The 16461-nt window shown below is 67.3% G+C and carries 15 protein-coding genes and 2 pseudogenes; 6 read left to right on the top strand and 11 right to left on the bottom strand.

Annotated features, from left to right (window positions below; genetic code table 11):
- Window positions 1-45: 45 nt before the first annotated feature.
- Window positions 46-1170 carry a glycosyltransferase family 2 protein gene (locus DSD19_RS21455; protein ID WP_165828119.1) on the top strand — a complete coding sequence of 375 codons (1125 nt, stop codon included), beginning with the start codon at window positions 46-48 and terminating at the stop codon, window positions 1168-1170.
- A gap of 54 nt (window positions 1171-1224) precedes the next feature.
- On the opposite strand, the gene DSD19_RS12035 is transcribed toward DSD19_RS21455, so the two are convergent.
- The 3 genes from DSD19_RS12035 to DSD19_RS12025 all read right to left on the bottom strand — a co-directional run bounded on the left by DSD19_RS12035 (window position 1225) and on the right by DSD19_RS12025 (window position 3301).
- On the bottom strand, window positions 1225-2058 hold the full coding sequence (locus DSD19_RS12035) for a sulfotransferase domain-containing protein (protein ID WP_113669748.1): 834 nt from the start codon (window positions 2056-2058) through the stop codon (window positions 1225-1227).
- A 15-nt stretch (window positions 2059-2073) separates the two neighbouring features.
- On the bottom strand, window positions 2074-2595 hold the full coding sequence (locus DSD19_RS12030) for a hypothetical protein (protein ID WP_113669747.1): 522 nt from the start codon (window positions 2593-2595) through the stop codon (window positions 2074-2076).
- 67 nt (window positions 2596-2662) lie between these two features.
- Window positions 2663-3301, bottom strand: a complete 639-nt coding sequence (locus tag DSD19_RS12025) for an acyltransferase (protein ID WP_165828118.1) — start codon at window positions 3299-3301, stop codon at window positions 2663-2665.
- A 225-nt stretch (window positions 3302-3526) separates the two neighbouring features.
- Here DSD19_RS12025 and DSD19_RS12020 point away from each other — a divergent pair, with 225 nt between their 5' ends.
- From DSD19_RS12020 to DSD19_RS12005, 4 genes are all read left to right on the top strand, one after another.
- Window positions 3527-4462, top strand: coding sequence for a glycosyltransferase family A protein (locus DSD19_RS12020; RefSeq protein ID WP_113669745.1), 936 nt, complete (start codon window positions 3527-3529; stop codon window positions 4460-4462).
- Between the two features lie 64 nt (window positions 4463-4526).
- Window positions 4527-5489, top strand: a complete 963-nt coding sequence (locus DSD19_RS12015) for a sulfotransferase domain-containing protein (RefSeq protein ID WP_165828117.1) — start codon at window positions 4527-4529, stop codon at window positions 5487-5489.
- 52 nt (window positions 5490-5541) lie between these two features.
- Window positions 5542-6840, top strand: a complete 1299-nt coding sequence (locus DSD19_RS12010; RefSeq protein WP_113669743.1) for a glycosyltransferase family 4 protein — start codon at window positions 5542-5544, stop codon at window positions 6838-6840.
- A gap of 46 nt (window positions 6841-6886) precedes the next feature.
- A complete protein-coding gene (locus DSD19_RS12005; RefSeq protein ID WP_113669742.1) occupies window positions 6887-8296 on the top strand; it encodes a phosphomannomutase in 1410 nt (469 codons plus the stop codon).
- Here DSD19_RS12005 and DSD19_RS12000 read toward each other — a convergent pair.
- Window positions 8293-8565: pseudogene (locus DSD19_RS12000) on the bottom strand (integrase core domain-containing protein); the annotation flags it as partial. The gene DSD19_RS12005 and the pseudogene DSD19_RS12000 overlap by 4 nt on opposite strands.
- Here DSD19_RS12000 and DSD19_RS11995 point away from each other — a divergent pair.
- Window positions 8561-8966, top strand: a pseudogene (locus DSD19_RS11995) (transposase); the annotation flags it as partial. The pseudogenes DSD19_RS12000 and DSD19_RS11995 overlap by 5 nt on opposite strands.
- A 250-nt stretch (window positions 8967-9216) precedes the next feature.
- On the opposite strand, the gene DSD19_RS11990 reads toward DSD19_RS11995, so the two are convergent.
- The 7 genes from DSD19_RS11990 to DSD19_RS11960 form a co-directional block, all read right to left on the bottom strand.
- On the bottom strand, window positions 9217-9804 hold the full coding sequence (locus DSD19_RS11990) for a zeta toxin family protein (protein ID WP_113669741.1): 588 nt from the start codon (window positions 9802-9804) through the stop codon (window positions 9217-9219).
- On the bottom strand, window positions 9801-10157 hold the full coding sequence (locus tag DSD19_RS11985) for a hypothetical protein (RefSeq protein ID WP_113669740.1): 357 nt from the start codon (window positions 10155-10157) through the stop codon (window positions 9801-9803). Before DSD19_RS11985 ends, DSD19_RS11990 begins: the two co-directional genes overlap by 4 nt.
- A gap of 168 nt (window positions 10158-10325) precedes the next feature.
- Window positions 10326-10961: a rhomboid family intramembrane serine protease gene (locus tag DSD19_RS11980; RefSeq protein ID WP_075787808.1), complete on the bottom strand. Its 636-nt coding sequence runs from the start codon at window positions 10959-10961 to the stop codon at window positions 10326-10328.
- The gene (locus DSD19_RS11975; RefSeq protein WP_113669739.1) at window positions 10949-12283 is read right to left on the bottom strand and encodes a hypothetical protein; all 1335 of its coding nucleotides are present in this window, start codon (window positions 12281-12283) and stop codon (window positions 10949-10951) included. The genes DSD19_RS11980 and DSD19_RS11975 overlap by 13 nt, the downstream gene beginning before the upstream one ends.
- A gap of 4 nt (window positions 12284-12287) precedes the next feature.
- Complete coding sequence (locus DSD19_RS11970; RefSeq protein ID WP_075787855.1) at window positions 12288-12896, bottom strand: polysaccharide biosynthesis/export family protein; 609 nt, start codon at window positions 12894-12896, stop codon at window positions 12288-12290.
- A gap of 167 nt (window positions 12897-13063) precedes the next feature.
- A complete protein-coding gene (locus DSD19_RS11965) occupies window positions 13064-15514 on the bottom strand; it encodes a tetratricopeptide repeat protein (protein ID WP_243627935.1) in 2451 nt (816 codons plus the stop codon).
- A gap of 126 nt (window positions 15515-15640) precedes the next feature.
- Window positions 15641-16315: a sugar transferase gene (locus DSD19_RS11960; RefSeq protein ID WP_243627932.1), complete on the bottom strand. Its 675-nt coding sequence runs from the start codon at window positions 16313-16315 to the stop codon at window positions 15641-15643.
- Between the last annotated feature and the right edge of the window lie 146 nt (window positions 16316-16461).

Below are 16461 nucleotides of genomic sequence, written 5' to 3'. Positions count from 1 at the left end.
GAGCTTGCGGGACGGTGCGTTGTCGGGGGTAATCGGGGGGTGTCAATGCGTACGGGCGCGGATCTGGCCCAGATCAGGATCAATACCGGGATCAGCGTGATTGTCCCGACCTATCGCGAAGCCGAGAATATTCCGCATCTGCTGGCCGAGCTGGACCGGCTGCGGCGGGACTACGACCTGACGCTGGAAGTGCTGTTCATGGATGATGACAGCCGCGACGGCAGCGTCGAGGCGGTGGCGGCCAGCGGCTTCGACTGGGCGCGGATCGTCGTGCGCACCCGCGACCGCGGGCTCAGCCCGGCGGTGCTCGACGGGTTTCGCGCCGCCCGCCATCCGGTGCTGGTCTGCATGGATTGCGATCTGAGCCATCCGGTCGACGCGATTCCGCAGATGATTCTCGGGCTCGCCTCGGGCCAGCAATTCGCGATCGGCTCGCGCTATGTGCCGGGAGGCTCGACCGATGACGACTGGGGGCTCTTCCGCTGGCTGAACAGTGCCATTGCCACATGGCTGGCGCGGCCGCTGACCAAGGTGCGCGACCCGATGTCGGGCTTTTTCGCGCTGCGCAAGGCCGATTTCGATGCGGCGCGGGGGCTGAACCCGGTGGGCTACAAGATCGCGCTGGAGCTGATCGTGAAATGCGGCATGGAAAATGTCGGCGAAGTGCCGATCGAGTTTTCCGACCGCCGCTTCGGGGAAAGCAAGCTGACCCTGAAGGAGCAGCTGAAATACATCCAGCACCTGCGGCGGCTTTACCTCTTCCGCTTCGCCAATGCGATGTACCTGCTGCAATTCCTGGTGGTCGGTGCCAGCGGCGTCGTCGTGAATCTGGCGGTGCTGTCGGGGCTGCAGCTGGCCGGGCTCGCGCCCTGGATCTGTCTGGCGGGCGGGATCGGGGTAAGCCTCGTGACCAATTTCCTGCTGAACCGCCGGTTCACCTTCAGCTATGCGCGCGGGCGCCATGCGGGCCGGCAGTTCCTGGGCTTCGTCGGGGCCTCGATGGTGGGGCTTGCGGTGAATTACGCGGTGGCGCTGTGGCTCAGCCACAAGGTCCTGACCGGGTCCTACGGGCTGCAGGTCTCGGCGATGATCGGGATCGCGGCGGGGATGATCTTCAACTTCCTCGGCAACCGCTACATCGTGTTCCGCAAGCGCTATATCCGGGACTGAGCGTCGGCGGGGCAGGGACCCCGCCGGACGGGAGGACGCGGTCCCGAGGGACGGCTAGAGGCCCCAGAAATCGGCCGGACGGCCGCAATGGGCCAGAAACGCCCGGCTGTCCGGACCCAGCCGCTCGGCCAGCTCGCGGCGCAGAGCGGCAGAAATCTCGGGCGCCTCGCCGATGCGGCGGCTCAGCAGCCGGGTCTTGACCGTGCTGCGCAGCCCTTTCGGCGCCAGCGCCTTCAGCCGGCCGATGCCCGGCAGCGCGTTCAGGGCGGAATAAAGCTGCCCTGGCACCGCCTTGCCCCGGCTCGGATTGACATGGCCGCGCGGGATCTCGGCAAGCGGCTCGATCCCCAGAAAACCGCAAAGCCGCGCGAAGAAAACGAAGCGGTCGGTCTTCAGATCCTCCATGAAGCCGACGAAGATCCGGTCGTCGGGGAAATGCGCCCGGTAAAGCTGAAGGTTGTGCCAGTAGAGGCTCTGTCCGAGATACCGGTCGGGCATCTCGCGCACCGCCCGTTCAAGCGTCGGCGGCACCTGGTCGCCCTGGTCCACCCGGTTCTGCACCCAGGCCGAGGCAAGCCGGGCCACCGGGTCGCGCACCATGTAGATCAGCCGCATCTCGGGGGCATAGGCGGCGATCCGGGCGGCGGTGTCGGGATACATCAGCCCCGAGGCATAATCGTTCGATCCTTCGCCGATCCGGCGCGCGCCTGCCGCCCCGTCGAAAAGTCCTTCGTACCAGTCCGCGCCGCGGTCATGGACCTCGTCATGGCTGAAGAAGTTCGGCTCCCGGCCCGGCAGCATGAAGACCTCGGGATGATCCTCGAGATAGGCGGACACCGTGGACGTGCCGCATTTCATGGCACCGATCAGGAGAAAGTCGGGTCGCAAGGCAATGTCCTTTCGTCAGAAGGGGAGACCTCCGAGCGCATGCAGTCGGCGGCCGAAACAGGCTGCACCTTCCAGGGTGGAATGTCCGTAATCGTAGAAGGTCTTGTACCCGTCATCGGTCATCGCGGCACAGCTTTGACGCGGCGCATCGCAGATCGGTCCGATCTTGTCCACAACGGCGACACCTTCGGTCCGGCCGATGGCGGCAATCCGGTCATTGATCGCAGAAATTTGCGGCTTGCGGCAACTCCAGGCCAGCCGTCCGAGCGCTTCGGGATCGACGGTGGTCCGGTTGCGGCGCAGGTACCAGTCGAAGACCGGCATCCCCTCGATCGGCTTGTATTCGGCGCTGCCTGTCGTGAGGACAACGGTCTTGCCCGCGGCCAGACTGGGCGCAGCAAGCAGGGCCTCCATCTGATCGGCGGGGATTTTGGCACTTGTGCCGAACCGCGCCAGCCCGATCCCGCCATGGAGATCGGGATTGAGCACGAGCGCGTTGAACCGGCCCTTGGCATGGGAACCGCCCAGGATCAGCACCCGCGAGCCGGGGGGGGGCGGGGGCGAACCACAGCTGCCGGGCCTCGAAAGGAAAGGGGGAACCGGCCTAGGATCCGGCTTCGCCCGCGGTAGCGGTCAGCGCGCCCGCCGCAAGTTCCCAGGCCCGGCTCTGTCGCCCGTAGAAGGACAGAGACCAGTCCAGCCGGGTAAGGATCTCGGCCAGGACCGGCAGCAGCAGCCGGCCCGAGCGCGCCAGAACGGTCGCCACCAGAAGCGGGAAGAAGATGTGGAACTGTTCTTCGACCGCCAGCGACCAGGTGTGCAGGAACGGGTGAAGCGCGTCGGCGGCGGCCCCGTAGGAGCCCAGAAGATCGTACCAGAAATAGTTCGAGACGAAGCCGAGGGAGGCGGCCAGAGACCAGACGAAGTCGATCATCTGCCGGGGGTAGAGGATCGCCCAGGCCGCGGGGATCGAGGCGAACATCGCCGTGAACAGCGCAGGCAGGATCCGCCGCGCCCGGCATTCGTGGAAATTCAGGATCGAGAACCGGCCGGTCCGGTCCCATTCGGTCAGGATGAGCGAGGTGATCAGGAAACCCGAGATCACGAAGAAGACGTCGACCCCGAGGAACCCGCCCTTCAGCACCGGATGGCCGCTGAGGGAAAACTCGGCATGATAGATCGGCACCGACAGGACGGCGACGGTTCGCAGGCCGTCGATTTCGGGGCGGTAACGCAGGCTCATGCCGGACCTGTACAGCACAACACGGACCCTGCCTGCGCCGGTCGGCGAAAGCCCGCAAGACAGTCGGTTCCGGTCCGGCTCTCGGTCGAGAGATGGCCGAGGGGGGCTTTCGACACAACTGCGGGGGGCTTGAAAAAAGCGGGCAATGCAGGGCGTCTGCGTTTTGCGATTTCGTACGGTTCGGCTTATACAGGCCGCAGTTTTTTTCGATTGTCCCATGGTCCGATGTCCGATCCGTCCCGCGCCTATGTCCTGATTTCACCCTGCCGGGACGAGGCGGCGCATATGCGCCGGACGCTCGACAGCGTGCTGGCCCAAAGCCTGCGCCCGGCGAAATGGGTGATCGTCGATGACGGCTCGACCGACGAGACGCCGAAGATCCTGGCCGAATACGCTGCTGCCTGCCCCTGGATCGAGATCGTGGCCAAGCCCGATCGCGGCCAGCGGGCGGTGGGGCCGGGGGTGATCGAGGCCTTCTATGCCGGGCTCGACCGGGTCGAGCCGGGGGCCTTTCCCTATCTGTGCAAGCTCGATCTCGATCTCGACCTGCCGCCGCGCTATTTCGAGACCCTGATCGAGCGGATGGAGGCCGAACCCCGGATCGGCACCTGTTCGGGCAAGCCCTATATCCGGCGCGGCGGCGCGCTGGTGTCCGAGCGGCGCGGCGACGAGATGTCGGTGGGCATGACCAAGTTCTACCGCAGCGCCTGTTTCCGTCAGATCGGCGGCTTCGTGCGCGCGGTGATGTGGGATGCGATCGACTGCCACAAGGCGCGCCAGCTGGGCTGGATCGCGGTCAGCTGGGACCATCCCGACCTGAATTTCGAGCATCTGCGGCCGATGGGCTCGTCCCAGAGCTCGATCTATACCGGGCGCCGGCGGCACGGCTTCGGGCAGCATTACATGGGGTCGGACCCGCTGTATTTCGCGGCGACCTGCGTCTTCCGCGGGTTCGAGCCGCCTTACGTGCTGGGCGGGCTGGCGATGATGCAGGGCTATCTCGGCGCCTGGCTCAGCGGTGCAGCCCGCCACCCGGATGCAGGGCTCGTGGCCTTCATCCGGGCCTATCAGCGCCGGGCGCTTCGGGTCGGGCGGGCGCGGGCCGTGGCCGGGATCGAGGCCGAGCGCGCCGCGATCTTCGATCCGGACCGGGCGGTCTAGCCATGGCCCAGGTTCGGCGTTCGCCGTTTCACCCGGCCGCCCCTGCCGGGCGAGGAGACCAGACATGACGCTTCCCGATTTCTTCATCATCGGCGCAGCCAAGGCCGGGACGACCAGCATCTTCGCGCTGCTCGAACAGCATCCCGATGTCTTCATGCCGACCCCGAAAGAGCCTGAATTCTTCGCGCGCGACGACCTTTATTCGGCCGGAATAGAGACCTATTCGGCGCTGTTTGCCGGGGCGCGGCCGGGCCAGCGCGTGGGCGAGGCCTCGACGCTTTATTCGCATGCGCCGCTTTTCCCCGACACCGCCGCCCGGATCGCCCGCCATGCGCCGGGGGCGCAGTTCATCTATGTCCTGCGCGAGCCGGTGGCGCGGGCCTATTCCTTCTATGTCCAGCTGGTGAAGAACTATCAGAACGGCACCCGCGACTATGCCGTGCATCGCCGCTTCGAGGACTTCATCCTGCCCGAGCGTCATGCCCTGGCGGCCCCCCGCGAAAAGGCGCTGGCGCCTTTCAACGCGCATTTCCCCGATACGCCCGAGCTTTGCCTCGCAGGCAGCGATTATGTGCTGCAGATCGAGACCTATCTGGCGCAGTTTCCGCGCGATCGTTTCCTGTTCCTGACCTTCGAGGACTTCCGCGACGACCCGCGCGCCACGCTGCGCCGGATCACCGGGTTTCTCGGCCTCGATCCGCTGCCCGAGGCGGCCTTCGGCGGCGGGGCCGAGGCGCGGAACGTCTCGAGCGCGCATTTCGACGCGCTGGGGGCGGCGGCCGGGGCGCAGCGGCTGCGCGGCCGGATGGGACCGCTCTGGGCGCTGCGGCGGCTTCTGCCCGATCCGCTGCGGGCGGCGCTGCGCCAACGGGTACTCCCAGCCGGGGCGGGCAGGGCGCATGAGCCGCCGCCGATGGAGCCCGCCACGCGCCAGCTGCTGGCCGAGCGATTCCATCCCCAGATCCCGCGGCTGGAACAGCTGACTGGTCTGTCGCTGGCCTCCTGGCGGGCGGAGCGGCTATGCTGAGCAGGTCCCGCATTGGGGCACCCTTTGGGCCTTTCATCCGGAGACAGCGATCGTGACGACAACAGACAGGCCGCGCGTTCTGGTCCTGGCCGAAAGCTGCAATCCCGAATGGCCGTCGCTGCCGGTGGTCGGCTACAAATATGCCCGGGCGCTGGCCGGGGTCGCCGATGTGACGCTGGCGACCCATATCCGCAACCGCGAGAATATCGAGGCGGCCGGGGATATGGGCTGCCCGGTGGTCTATATCGACAATGAATGGATCGCGGCGCGGATGTACCGGCTGGCGCGGCTGCTCAGGGGCGGCAGCGAGGTCGCCTGGTCGACCAACCAGATCATGGCCTATCCGCCCTATATCGCCTTCGAATGGCAGGCCCTGCGCCGGTTCCGGGCGGATCTCGATGCAGGGCATTTCGACATCGTGCATCGGATCACGCCGATGTCGCCGACCCAGCCCTCCTATATCGCGGGCCGGATCCGCCAGCCCTTCGTGCTTGGTCCGCTGAACGGCAATCTCGACTGGCCCGCGGCCTTTCGCGGCGAGCAGAAGCGCGAGCGCGAGCGGCTGCGGGGGCTGCGCGATCTTTACCGTTTCCTGCCCTTCGCGCGCTCAACCTTCACCGGGGCGGCGGCGATCCTCGCCGCCTTCCCGCATACGATCGCCGATCTGCCGCGGCGGCTTTCGGACCGGATCGTGAACTTCCCCGAGATCGGCTTCGATCCCGAGATGTTCCACAGCCGGGGGCGGCGGCCGGTGCTGGCGGGCGAGGGGCCCCGGCGCTTTCTCTTTGCCGGGCGGCTCGTGCCCTACAAGGTGCCCGAGGTGGCGGTGCGGGCCTTCATCGGCTCCGAGAGGCTGAAGCCGCATCTGCTTCATGTCGTGGGCGACGGGCCCGAACGGCCGCGGCTCGAGGCGATGGTGGCCGAGGCCGGGGCCGGAGATCGGGTGATCTTCGAGGGCCGCCGGAGTCAGGTCGAGGTGGCCCAGGCAATGCGGCAGTCGGATGTCTTCGTCTTCCCCTCGATCCGCGAGCTGGGGGCGGGCGTCGTGATCGAGGCCATGGCCTCGGGCATGGTCTGCCTTGTCACCGATTACGGGGCGCCCGGCCACCTTGCCGCCGAAGCGCGGGGCGTGCGCATCGCGCTGCAGCCGCTGGAGGGGCTGGTGCGGGACTATCGCGCCGCGATGGAAGCCTGCCTTGAGGCGCCCGAGGCCCATGCCGAGATGGCGCGCCGGGCCGAGGCCCATGCCGTGGCGCATTACACCTGGGCGGCCAAGGCCGGGCATGCGGCCGAGATCTATGCCGCCTTGCAGGACGGCCGGGGGCTTGAGGATCTGCACCCCTACGGATGATCCGTGCCGCCTTGCCGGGGCAGGGGGCTGGGAAGGAAGGACGAGAATGGCACCGAAATTCGGAACCAGCGGTCTGCGGGGGCTGGTCAGCGAGCTGACCCCCGATCTGGTGGGCGCCTATGTCCGGGCCTTCCTGGCGGCCTGTCCGGCGGGCCCCCGGGTCCTTGTCGGGCGCGATCTGCGCGCCTCGTCGCCCAGGATCGCCGAAGACGTGATGGCCGCGATTTGCTCCGCCGGGCGCGAGGCGGTCGATTGCGGCGCGCTGCCGACCCCGGCGCTGGCGCTGGCCGCGATGGGGCAGGGTGAGGAAGGGCCGGGGGCGGCCGCGATCATGGTCACCGGCAGCCATATCCCGGCCGACCGCAACGGGCTGAAATTCTACCTGCCCTCGGGCGAGATATCCAAGGCGGACGAGGCAGCCATCGGGCAGGCGCTGGACCGGCCCGGCTCCGCGATGGGGCAGGGGACGCGGAGCTTCGCGCCGGAGGCGGGGGCGGCCTATGTCGCGCGCTACGTGCAGGCCTTCGGCGCCGCCGCTTTGGCCGGGCTCAGGGTCGGGGTCTACCAGCATTCCTCGGTCGCGCGCGAAACCCTGGTCGAAATCTTGCGTGCGCTCGGGGCCGAGCCGGTACCGTTGGCCCCCTCGGACAGCTTCGTGCCGGTCGATACCGAGGCCGTCGATGCCGGAACCCGGGCGATGCTGGCAGACTGGTGCGCGGGGCAGGGGCTCGATGCGCTGGTCTCGACCGATGGCGATGCCGATCGGCCGATGCTGACCGATGCCGCGGGCCGGATTGTGCCGGGCGACATCCTGGGGACGATCACCGCCCGGGCGCTGGGGGCCGAGGCAGTCTGTACCCCGGTTTCGTCGAACAGCCTGGTGACCCGGCTGCCCGAGTTCGGAACGGTGCGGCTGACCCGGATCGGCTCGCCCTTCGTGATCGCGGCGATGGACGAGATCCTTGCCGCCGATCCGGCCGCCCGGGTGGTGGGCTTCGAGGCCAATGGCGGCTTTCTCCTGGGCTTTGCCGCCCGGGGTCCGGCCGGGCCGCTTGCGCCGCTGATGACGCGGGATGCGATGCTGCCGCTGGTGGCTGTGCTGGCAACCGCCCGGGCAGCGGGTGGGGTTGCGGGGCTGGTGGCGGCGCTGCCCGCGCGGCACACCGCGGCCGACCGGCTGCAGGAGGTGGCGCCCGAGGTGTCGGCGGCACTGCTGTCCCGGCTTGAAGGTTCGGTCGAGGCCCGGGCCGCCTTCTTCGCTCCGTTCGGCCGCGAGGCGGGTTGCGACCGCACCGACGGGCTGCGTGTCAGCTTCGAAAGCGGCGAGATCCTGCATCTGCGCCCCTCGGGCAACGCCCCCGAATTCCGCGTCTATGCCGAGGCCGACACCCGCGAGCGGGCGGCGGCGGTTCTGGCGCTGGGGCTCGAGCGGGTGGCGGCGGCGCTGGAGGCCTAGGTGTTCAGTCCCGGCATCTGGTGGATCGGGTTGACGATGAATCTGTCTGGCTCTGAAGTCCAGACTTTGCAGAGGTATTCGTAGGGCGTGAGGCCGCTGAGTGCCTTGAGCCTGCGGGCGAAGTTGCAGGCGGCCATGAAGTCGGCAAGGTGCGTGCGCAGTTGATCATGGCTGTTGTCGTGGTCCCGCTTGACGGTGGCATCCCTGATCGTTCGGTTCATGCGCCCGACCTGACCGTTGGTCCACGGATGGCTCGGTTTGGTCAGCCGACAAGGCGACAGTCCGGTCCTGCCTGATCTGCTCTATCAGATCCCGCCAGACGAAGAGATCGCCACAGTCACGGCAGATGGCGCCTATGACACGCGCCGCTGCCATGCCGCGATCCTTGAACGGGGCGCTGCTCTGATCGTCCCGATCCGCCGGAACGGGCGCCCCTGGAAACCGGATTGCCCGGCCGCCATCAGTCGCAACGAGATCCTTCGAGCGACGCAGCGCTTCGGCAAGACACTCTGGAAGCGATGGTCGGGCGACCACATCCGAAGTCGCGTCGAGGCGCAGATGAACCGGATCACTCTTGGCGAACGGATCATGCCCCGAGATCCCCATCCGCATCGCCATCATGAACCACGCCCCGGCCCTCGGCAGGGCCGAGATCGAGGCCGTCGTCTGAAACGTGGCGGGAAAGACCGTCGCTGCGCCCGCCGCGGTCAACAGGCCCTGCGTCACCTGGCTCAACACCTCGACCCGGTTCAGCTCGCGCTCGCTCATCAAAGCCCATCCCATGACCTCTCTCTGCCTGTTCTTGTTGGGGCAGATGTGGGACACTTTAACTTTGCGCGTACAATCAGAGGTCCAATAAGGATTATTATGTTTATTTGGTTGGCGGCTCTATTCGGGATGAATGGCCAAATCTGACGCGCTCACATCACGAGATCCGCGGCATAGCCGGACAAGACCCAGTTCGGCAGCACCGGTTCGGCCCGGACAAGACGCCCGGCGGCAAAGAGCAGCACGAGGCGCGGAGGCTCGTTGAGCCTCGAGTTGTCGAAGACCATCCCCCGGTCTGCCCGGAGCACGGCCTGCCGGATCAGGGGCTGGCCTCTCGCGTAACGATCCCGGATCTTTTCCTCGGGCACGTCATGGCCCCCTTCCCCGGTCCGGGCCTGTACGCGGGCGACGGAGAGGTTCGGGTGATCCACACCGACATGCATGACGATGACCATATAACCGCGGGCCCGGGCCTCCGTGACGATGTCCAGCTTCGAGGGGTGGGAGAAGACCGTTTCGGTCGCGAAGCTCTGGCGGGCCTCCAGAAGGCTGGCCCGGCGGGCGGCGGCGATCTTTGCCGCCTTGTAGGACGCCTCCATCGAGGCGTCTTTCAGCTCGTCCCGCTGGATCAGGTCCGCGTTGACGAAGGGCCCGGCAAAGCTCGGAGCGACCCGGGTCCGGTAGAGCGTGGATTTTCCCGACCCGTTCGGACCGGCGAGCAGGATGAGACTGGGTCTCACGCTGCCGCGTCAGGCCCGGCATGAATGAGGTTTCCGGCCGCATCGAGACCGACCCCCCGGCCGAGCTTGCGCCGTTTCGAGAAGAAGGCCTGCTCTGTCGCAGATGGCTCGGACATTTTCTCGGTGAAGGCGTCCAGCCAGGCGATCGCCTCCTCTTCCCGGAGCTCGACCGTGTCGAGGCGGCCATCGAGCGCGGCCGTCACACGCGCATGATCGTAGGCGCCCGACTGTTCGATCGCGCGTCCGAGCCGGACCCAGTGCGACAACTGGCCCGCGACCGACCTGCTCTGCAACTCGGCCTCGCGGCGGACCGCGGCCATCACGTCATCTGAGAGTTTCACGGACTGGGCCATGCGATCCTCCTGCGCCTCTGGAAAGGTAGCATTTTGCCACCTGGAAATCAATAAAAGGGGCGGGCTCCGGTTTCACAACCGGACGTCCCGGGGGCTCTTCTGTCCCGGAATCGGTGCTCCTTCCGGGCTGTCTGGCGGGGGCGGAGGCCGCCTTTCTTCGGAGGGCGGTCAGGAGGCCTCGGGGCCGAGCGCGCGGCGGTCCAGTGCCAGTGCGCAGAGCGCGCCGGCCAGAAAGCCGCCCAGATGGGTCTGCCAGGCAAGCATGCCATGCATCGCCCACCACAGGACCAGATTCAGCCCCAAGAGCAGCAGCACGGCCCGGATCACCGGCCAGAGCGTCTCGCGATAGGTGACGCGGTCGAGCGAGGCCCAGGCGATCAGCCCGCCCGCCAGCCCGAAGAGCGCCCCCGAAGCCCCCACCATCGGCCGCAGGTCCGGGGCCAGCAGCGCGAAGCCCGCCGCCCCTCCGAGGATCGAGGCGCCGTAAAGCAGCGCGAAGCGCCAGGCCCCGACCCGGTCCAGCACCGCGCAGCCCAGCGACCAGAGCGTGATCATGTTGACCGCAAGATGCGCCGGGCCGCCATGCAGGACGCTGTAGGTGACGAACATCGCATAGGGCTGGGCCGGATAGTTCGGTTTCCAGTTGCCCAGAAGCCCCGGCCAGAACCCGCCGTAATCATAGGCCAGCGCCCGCAGCCGGGGCGGCAACAGCCCGGCATCGGACAGCGACAGCACCAGTTCAATCGCGGCACAGAGGGCGATCAGCCCGATCAGGACCGGCCGACCGCGCTTCAGAAGCGCCATTGCGTGGCTTTCTCCAGCCCGATGAAGACCTTGCTGGAGTATTCGCGGTCGTCGCTCGAGCGGTCGGAAATGCTGTGGCTGTAGCCGCCGACCACATTCCAGTCCTGGGCAAGCGAATGGCGATAGACCAGATCGAGCTGGAGCTTGCGCTTGTCGCTGTCATCATCGGAGACGAAATCGGTATCGCGCAGGATCAGCCCGGCCTGCAGGCTGGAAAGCGGCGTCAGTTCCTGCCGGTAGGTGACGCCGAAATTCGAGTTCAGCGCCTCTTCGCCGTCGGAATCGGTCGAAAAGGCCTGATCGAGCTTCATGCCGAAGGTGCCGCGCGGAAGTCCATGGTTATAGGCAAAGCTGAGAAGCGGGCGCAGGGTGTCGTCCTCGGAGGTGCTGACCCCGACCCCGGCCCGCAAGGCGCCGCCTGGCAGCTCGAGGTTGCGGTCGATCCGGGCGATGGTGCGCCGGCCGGCCTCGTCGATATCCGAACTGAGGCTGCCCGACAGATCGCCATTCGGGCGCTGCTCGGTGAAGGACAGGGTGTAGGCCAGCCCCTTCTGGATGTCGTCCGGCAGCCCGGGCACGGTTTCGGTCACCCGGGAATAGCCGAGATAGGCATCGGCGCTCAGGGTCTGGGTGACGCCGAAGCCAAGCGTTCCGCCGACCGATTCCGACCGGACATCCTGGCCGGGATCGTCGCGGTCGGTCTCGCTGATCGAGCTGCGCAGCCCGGCCGTGATCCGCGGATCGAGGTCGAACCGCAGCGCGAGCGTCGCATTGGCCTTTTCCTCGTCGAGCAGGCCCGAATTGGAGGTTTCAGAATAGACCTTGGCGGAATAGCCCAGATCGACGGTGGCGCCGAACGGGGCATCGCGGCCAAGCTCGAGGAAAAGCTTGCCGGAATAGCGCTGAAGCAACCCCTCATCCAGTTCGAGGACGCCGTCGGCGAGATCGTCGTCCTCCGAGATCGAGTCGACATCGGTCCTGCTGTAGCTGAAATCGGTGCTGAGCGCGCTCGAGATGCTTTCCCGGCCATAGGACAGCATCACGCGGGGGTCCTTCTGGACCATGGAACTGCCGTCGAAATCCTGTTCGAGGCCGCTGTCGACGCTGAACAGGAAGGTTTCGGTGCGGGTCCGGCTGGACAGCGTGACGCCCAGCCCGGTGGTGGTGCTGAGCGTGCTGTCTTCCTGGGTCAGCCGCTGGGAAAAGCGCAGCCTGGCCTCGAGCCCGCCCGCGTCCTGCGGGGCGGCGGGGGCGGCGCAGAAAAGGACGAGGCCCGCCGCCGCGAGCCCGCCCGTCAGCCGGTATGTCCTGCGCGGCCTCACCGGATCACTCGAACAGGCGCCGCTCCGGAACCAGGATCACGTCCCCGTCCAGAAGCCGGATGTCCTTGGCCAGAACGGCGCCCCGGCTGAGGGACTTGTAATCGATCTGATACACCTTCTGCACATTGGTCTGCGGGTCGGTCCGGCGCAGCTGGATGCGCTTGGTCGCGGCAAAGCGGGTCAGCCCGCCGCTTTGGGCCAGGGCCTGCAGGAAGGTGGTGCCGCTGGCGACCTGGACCAGACCGGGCGTGTTCACCTCGCCCAGGAAGAAGACGTCGATGCCTTCCGTGGCCGGGCCCGCATAGGGCGAGACCGCTCCGGGCTGGACCGAGACGAAGACATTGGGAGAGACCGCGAAATTCGAGGCGATGGCCTGGGTGACCGCGCTCTGGATCTCGCCCACGGTGCGGCCCGCCGCCGGAATGGTGCCGGCGAAGGGGAAGCTGAACCGGCCGTCCGGCAGGACGATGGCCGTCCGGTTGAGGGTGGCATCCTCCAGCACCTCGATGGCCAGAGTGTCGCCGGGCCGGACCCGGTATTCCTGCTGTGCCAGTGCCGCCGTCGCCGCCAGAATCAGCACGATGCCGGAAAGGATCCGTTTCAAATACAGCATGATCTTCCGCTTTCCTGCCTGTTTTGCGGCCATTCTTGTCGGCAAAGCGGCTCAGGGAAAAGTGAAGATTGCCGATCCGCGCCGAGATGTCCGGGGAATGACGTGCCGGTGACACAGTCCGGGGGACCGTCCGGGCCGGGTTGCCCCGCGCCCGGACGGCCCCGAGATCAGTTTTCGGCCGGGGCCGCGGCGCTGAGCGCCTCGATCTGCTGGCGGGCGTCCTCGATCTGCGGCCGCTGGTCGGCGGGTCCGGCGATCTCGATCGCCTTGCGGAACTGTTCCAGCGCATCGGCCGACCGCGACAGGGCCATATAGGCCTGCCCCAGGTGATAGCGGATCAGCGGGTCCCCGGGCAGCCCCTTGGCCGCGGCCTCGAGATAGGGCAGCGCCTCGGTGCTTTCGCCGCGCCGCTGGGCGATCCAGCCATAGGTGTCCTGCATCGCCGGGATCTGGGTGTCGCGGAACCGGCGGGCGACGGTCCAGGCCCGGTCGAGGCTTTCGGCATCGTCGCGATAGGTCGCGAGCAGGCTGGCGAGGTTGTTGGCCACCACCAGCGAGGAGGAATTGCGCTGATAGAGCGTCTCGTAGATCCCGATGGCCCCGTCGACATCGCCGTCCTGTTCCAGCATCGAGGCCTTCGCCCAGAGCAGCCGCGGGTCTTCGGGGGCCTGCTCGAGCCCCTTGCCGATCGACTCGGCGGCCGCGGCGCGGTCGCCCTGGCGCATCTGCAGGTTCGACAGGTCAAGCCAGATCCCGGGCCGGTTCGGATCGGCCTTCAGCAGATCCTGATAGATCCCGGCGGCCTGGTCGAGCTCGCCCTTCGCCCCGTAGGTGGTGGCCAGCACCACAGCGATGGTGTCGTCCCCGGGGTTGTCCTTGCGCAGCTCCTGCGCCAGCGTCAGCGCCGCATCGACATCGCCGGTCGCGAGGCGGGCGCGGATCAGCGCAACCTTCGAAGACAGGCTGGCATCGGCCGTGCCGGCAAGCTGTTCGAGATAGGAAATCGCCTCGTCGGTGCCGCTCTGGCGGTTCAGACGCTCGGCCTCGATCTGGTTGGCGGCACTGACCGCGGCCTCGTCGCCAAGCCGCCGGAGCGTATCGGCCACATGCTGGGCCCGGCCGAAATCCTCCATCTGCAGGTAGAGACGGCCCAGCGTGGTCAGAAGATCGCGGTTGTCGGGCGCCAGCCGGAGCGCGGCCAGCAGGATGTCCTCGGCGGGCTGCAGGCGGTCGTCGCCGATCAGAACCCGGGCATAGCGGAGCGTTTCGGCCGGAGCCTTGCCCGAGGCGTCGACCGCGAGCGAGAGATAGTCGTTCGCCAGTTCGGGGCGGCCCGAGCGGATATAGGCCTCGGCCATCAGCGTCATCGCCTGCGAGTCGTTCGCGGCATGGTCGAGCGCGGTACGCAGCCCGGCGATGGCCTCATCGGTCTGGTCGGCCAGGATCTGCCAGGTGGCCTGCATCTTCAGCGCTTCGGGCTGGGCGGGATCCTCGGCCAGAACCTCCTCGACCCGCTTGCGCGCCCCGACCTCGTTGCCGGTGGCCAGCAGCATCCGGGCCAGCGCGACCTTGATGTTGCGGGTTTCCTCGGAGGGCTCGGCCTCGGTCAGGATCGTCTCGAGCGTGGAGATCGCCTGGTCGCGGCGGCCAGCCTCGAAATCGAGCCCGGCGCCGATCACCTGGAACGGGACCGGGTCGGGCCGTTCGGCGATCGCCTGGGCGACCGCGGCCTGGGCGGCCTCGGGGCCGCGCAGTTCGGACAGGAACCTGATCAGGTCGACCGTCGGACCCGCATCCTCGGGATCCGAGGCGGCGGCCAGGTCGCGCAGGAAGGCCTCGGCGCCGTCGAGATCCTTGCGGGCCAGGTAGAAGCGGACCAGCGCGGCCTTGTTTTCCTTGTCCTTGGGGAATTTCTCGACCATCTCGCGCAGCAGCGCCTCGGCCCCTTTCACGTCGCCGAGGGAGACCAGGATCTGCAACCGCTGCTGATAGGTGCGGATGTCGGTCGGGTTATGGGCGATCAGCCAGTCGGTTTCGGCCAGAGCGCGGGTGCTGTCCTGGTCGCGCACCGCATTGTCGAGCATCATCACATGCAGCAGCATGTTGTCCGGCTGGTCAGCCAGCAGCGCATCGGCCTGGCGCGCGATGTCGCGCCGCGCCGCACCATCGTCGCCGACGGAGGCCGCGCGATAGGCCCGGGCAAGGCCGATCGCCTTCACCCGCGGATCGTCGGGCGCCAGCTCTTCGGCGGCCTTGCCGTGCCGGTCGACCTCGTCCCAGCGGCCGCTGGAAAAGGCGATCTCGGACAGCGCGATCCGGGCCTCGAGATCGTCGGGATATTGTTCGACCAGGCGCAGGTACTGGCTGTAGGCCTGCTGCCGGTTGCCCTTCTGCAGCAGCAGTTCGGCCAGCTTGTGACGCGCTTCCTTGTGGCGGCCGTTCTCGTCGAACACGTTGCGCAGTTCGACGATGGCGCGATCGACATCGCCGTCCTGCAACAGGCTCAGGGCATTCTGGTAATGCGCCTCGGCCTTCTCCTCGGAGGATTGGCAGGCCGAGAGCATCAGGCTGGCACTCAGCAGGGCGGCTGTGGCGACAAGGCGGATCGGGGCTGGCACGGGACAGGTCCTCTGATCAGGGCTTCCGGTATAGACGCGAGAAGGCAGGCCTTGGGGGCCTGCCCGGGTTTTCTACTCGGGAACGGTCGGACGATCTACCGGGGAAGGCCGGGGCGTCCTCGGGACTCAATACCCTGTGGCGCGCACCACGACCGAAACGGTCCGGACCAGAACGCCGAGATCGGTCCGCAGCGACAGTTCCTGATCGTAAAGATCGTCATACCCGACCCGGCCCACGAAATCGCAGTCGTTGCGGTCCGAGACCTGCCACAGGCCGGTGATCCCGGGACGCAGCCGGTAATAGGCCTGACCCGGATAGAACAGCTGCTGGGCGACCATCATCGGCCGCGGTCCGACCAGCGACATGGTGCCGTTGAAGACGTTGAAGAGCTGCGGCAACTCGTCGAGCGAGAGCTTGCGCAGCACCTTGCCGACCCGGGTGATCCGGGGGTCGTGCTTCAGCTTCTGGGTGGCGTCCCATTCCCGCCGTGCGGCGGGATTGCGGACCAGGTAGGCTTCGAGGATGCGGTCCGCATCGGGCACCATGGTCCGCAGCTTCCAGATCCGGAAATAGCGGCCGTTCCGGCCGACGCGGAGCTGCGTGTAGAACGGCTTGTGGCCGTCGAGCGCCACCAGAAGCGCGAGAAAGGCGATCAGCGGAACGCTGAACGGCGCGCTGAGCAGCACCAGGGCGAGGTCGACGATGCGCTTGAAGATGTTGCGGTAGACCCCCCAGCCCCCCGCAGTGCTTCGTCCAGGAACCACGCCCAGCACCGGCCGCGCCGGTGCGTCTGCATTCAAGTCTGTCAAATACAATGTCATAGCGAGCTATCGGCCAGAGCCGATCCTTCAAGAAAAAATTCACCCCATAGACACCGGCGCTCAAAACGCCGAACCGTCCCGGATCAGATGATCGCTGACCCCCTGGGGAATGTGTTACCATCTAG

Origin of the sequence: Rhodovulum sp. BSW8 (assembly GCF_003314725.1) — a bacterium.
In the GTDB taxonomy this organism is placed as follows: Bacteria; Pseudomonadota; Alphaproteobacteria; order Rhodobacterales; family Rhodobacteraceae; genus Rhodovulum; species Rhodovulum visakhapatnamense.
This window is presented reverse-complemented; position numbering and strand designations above follow the sequence as displayed.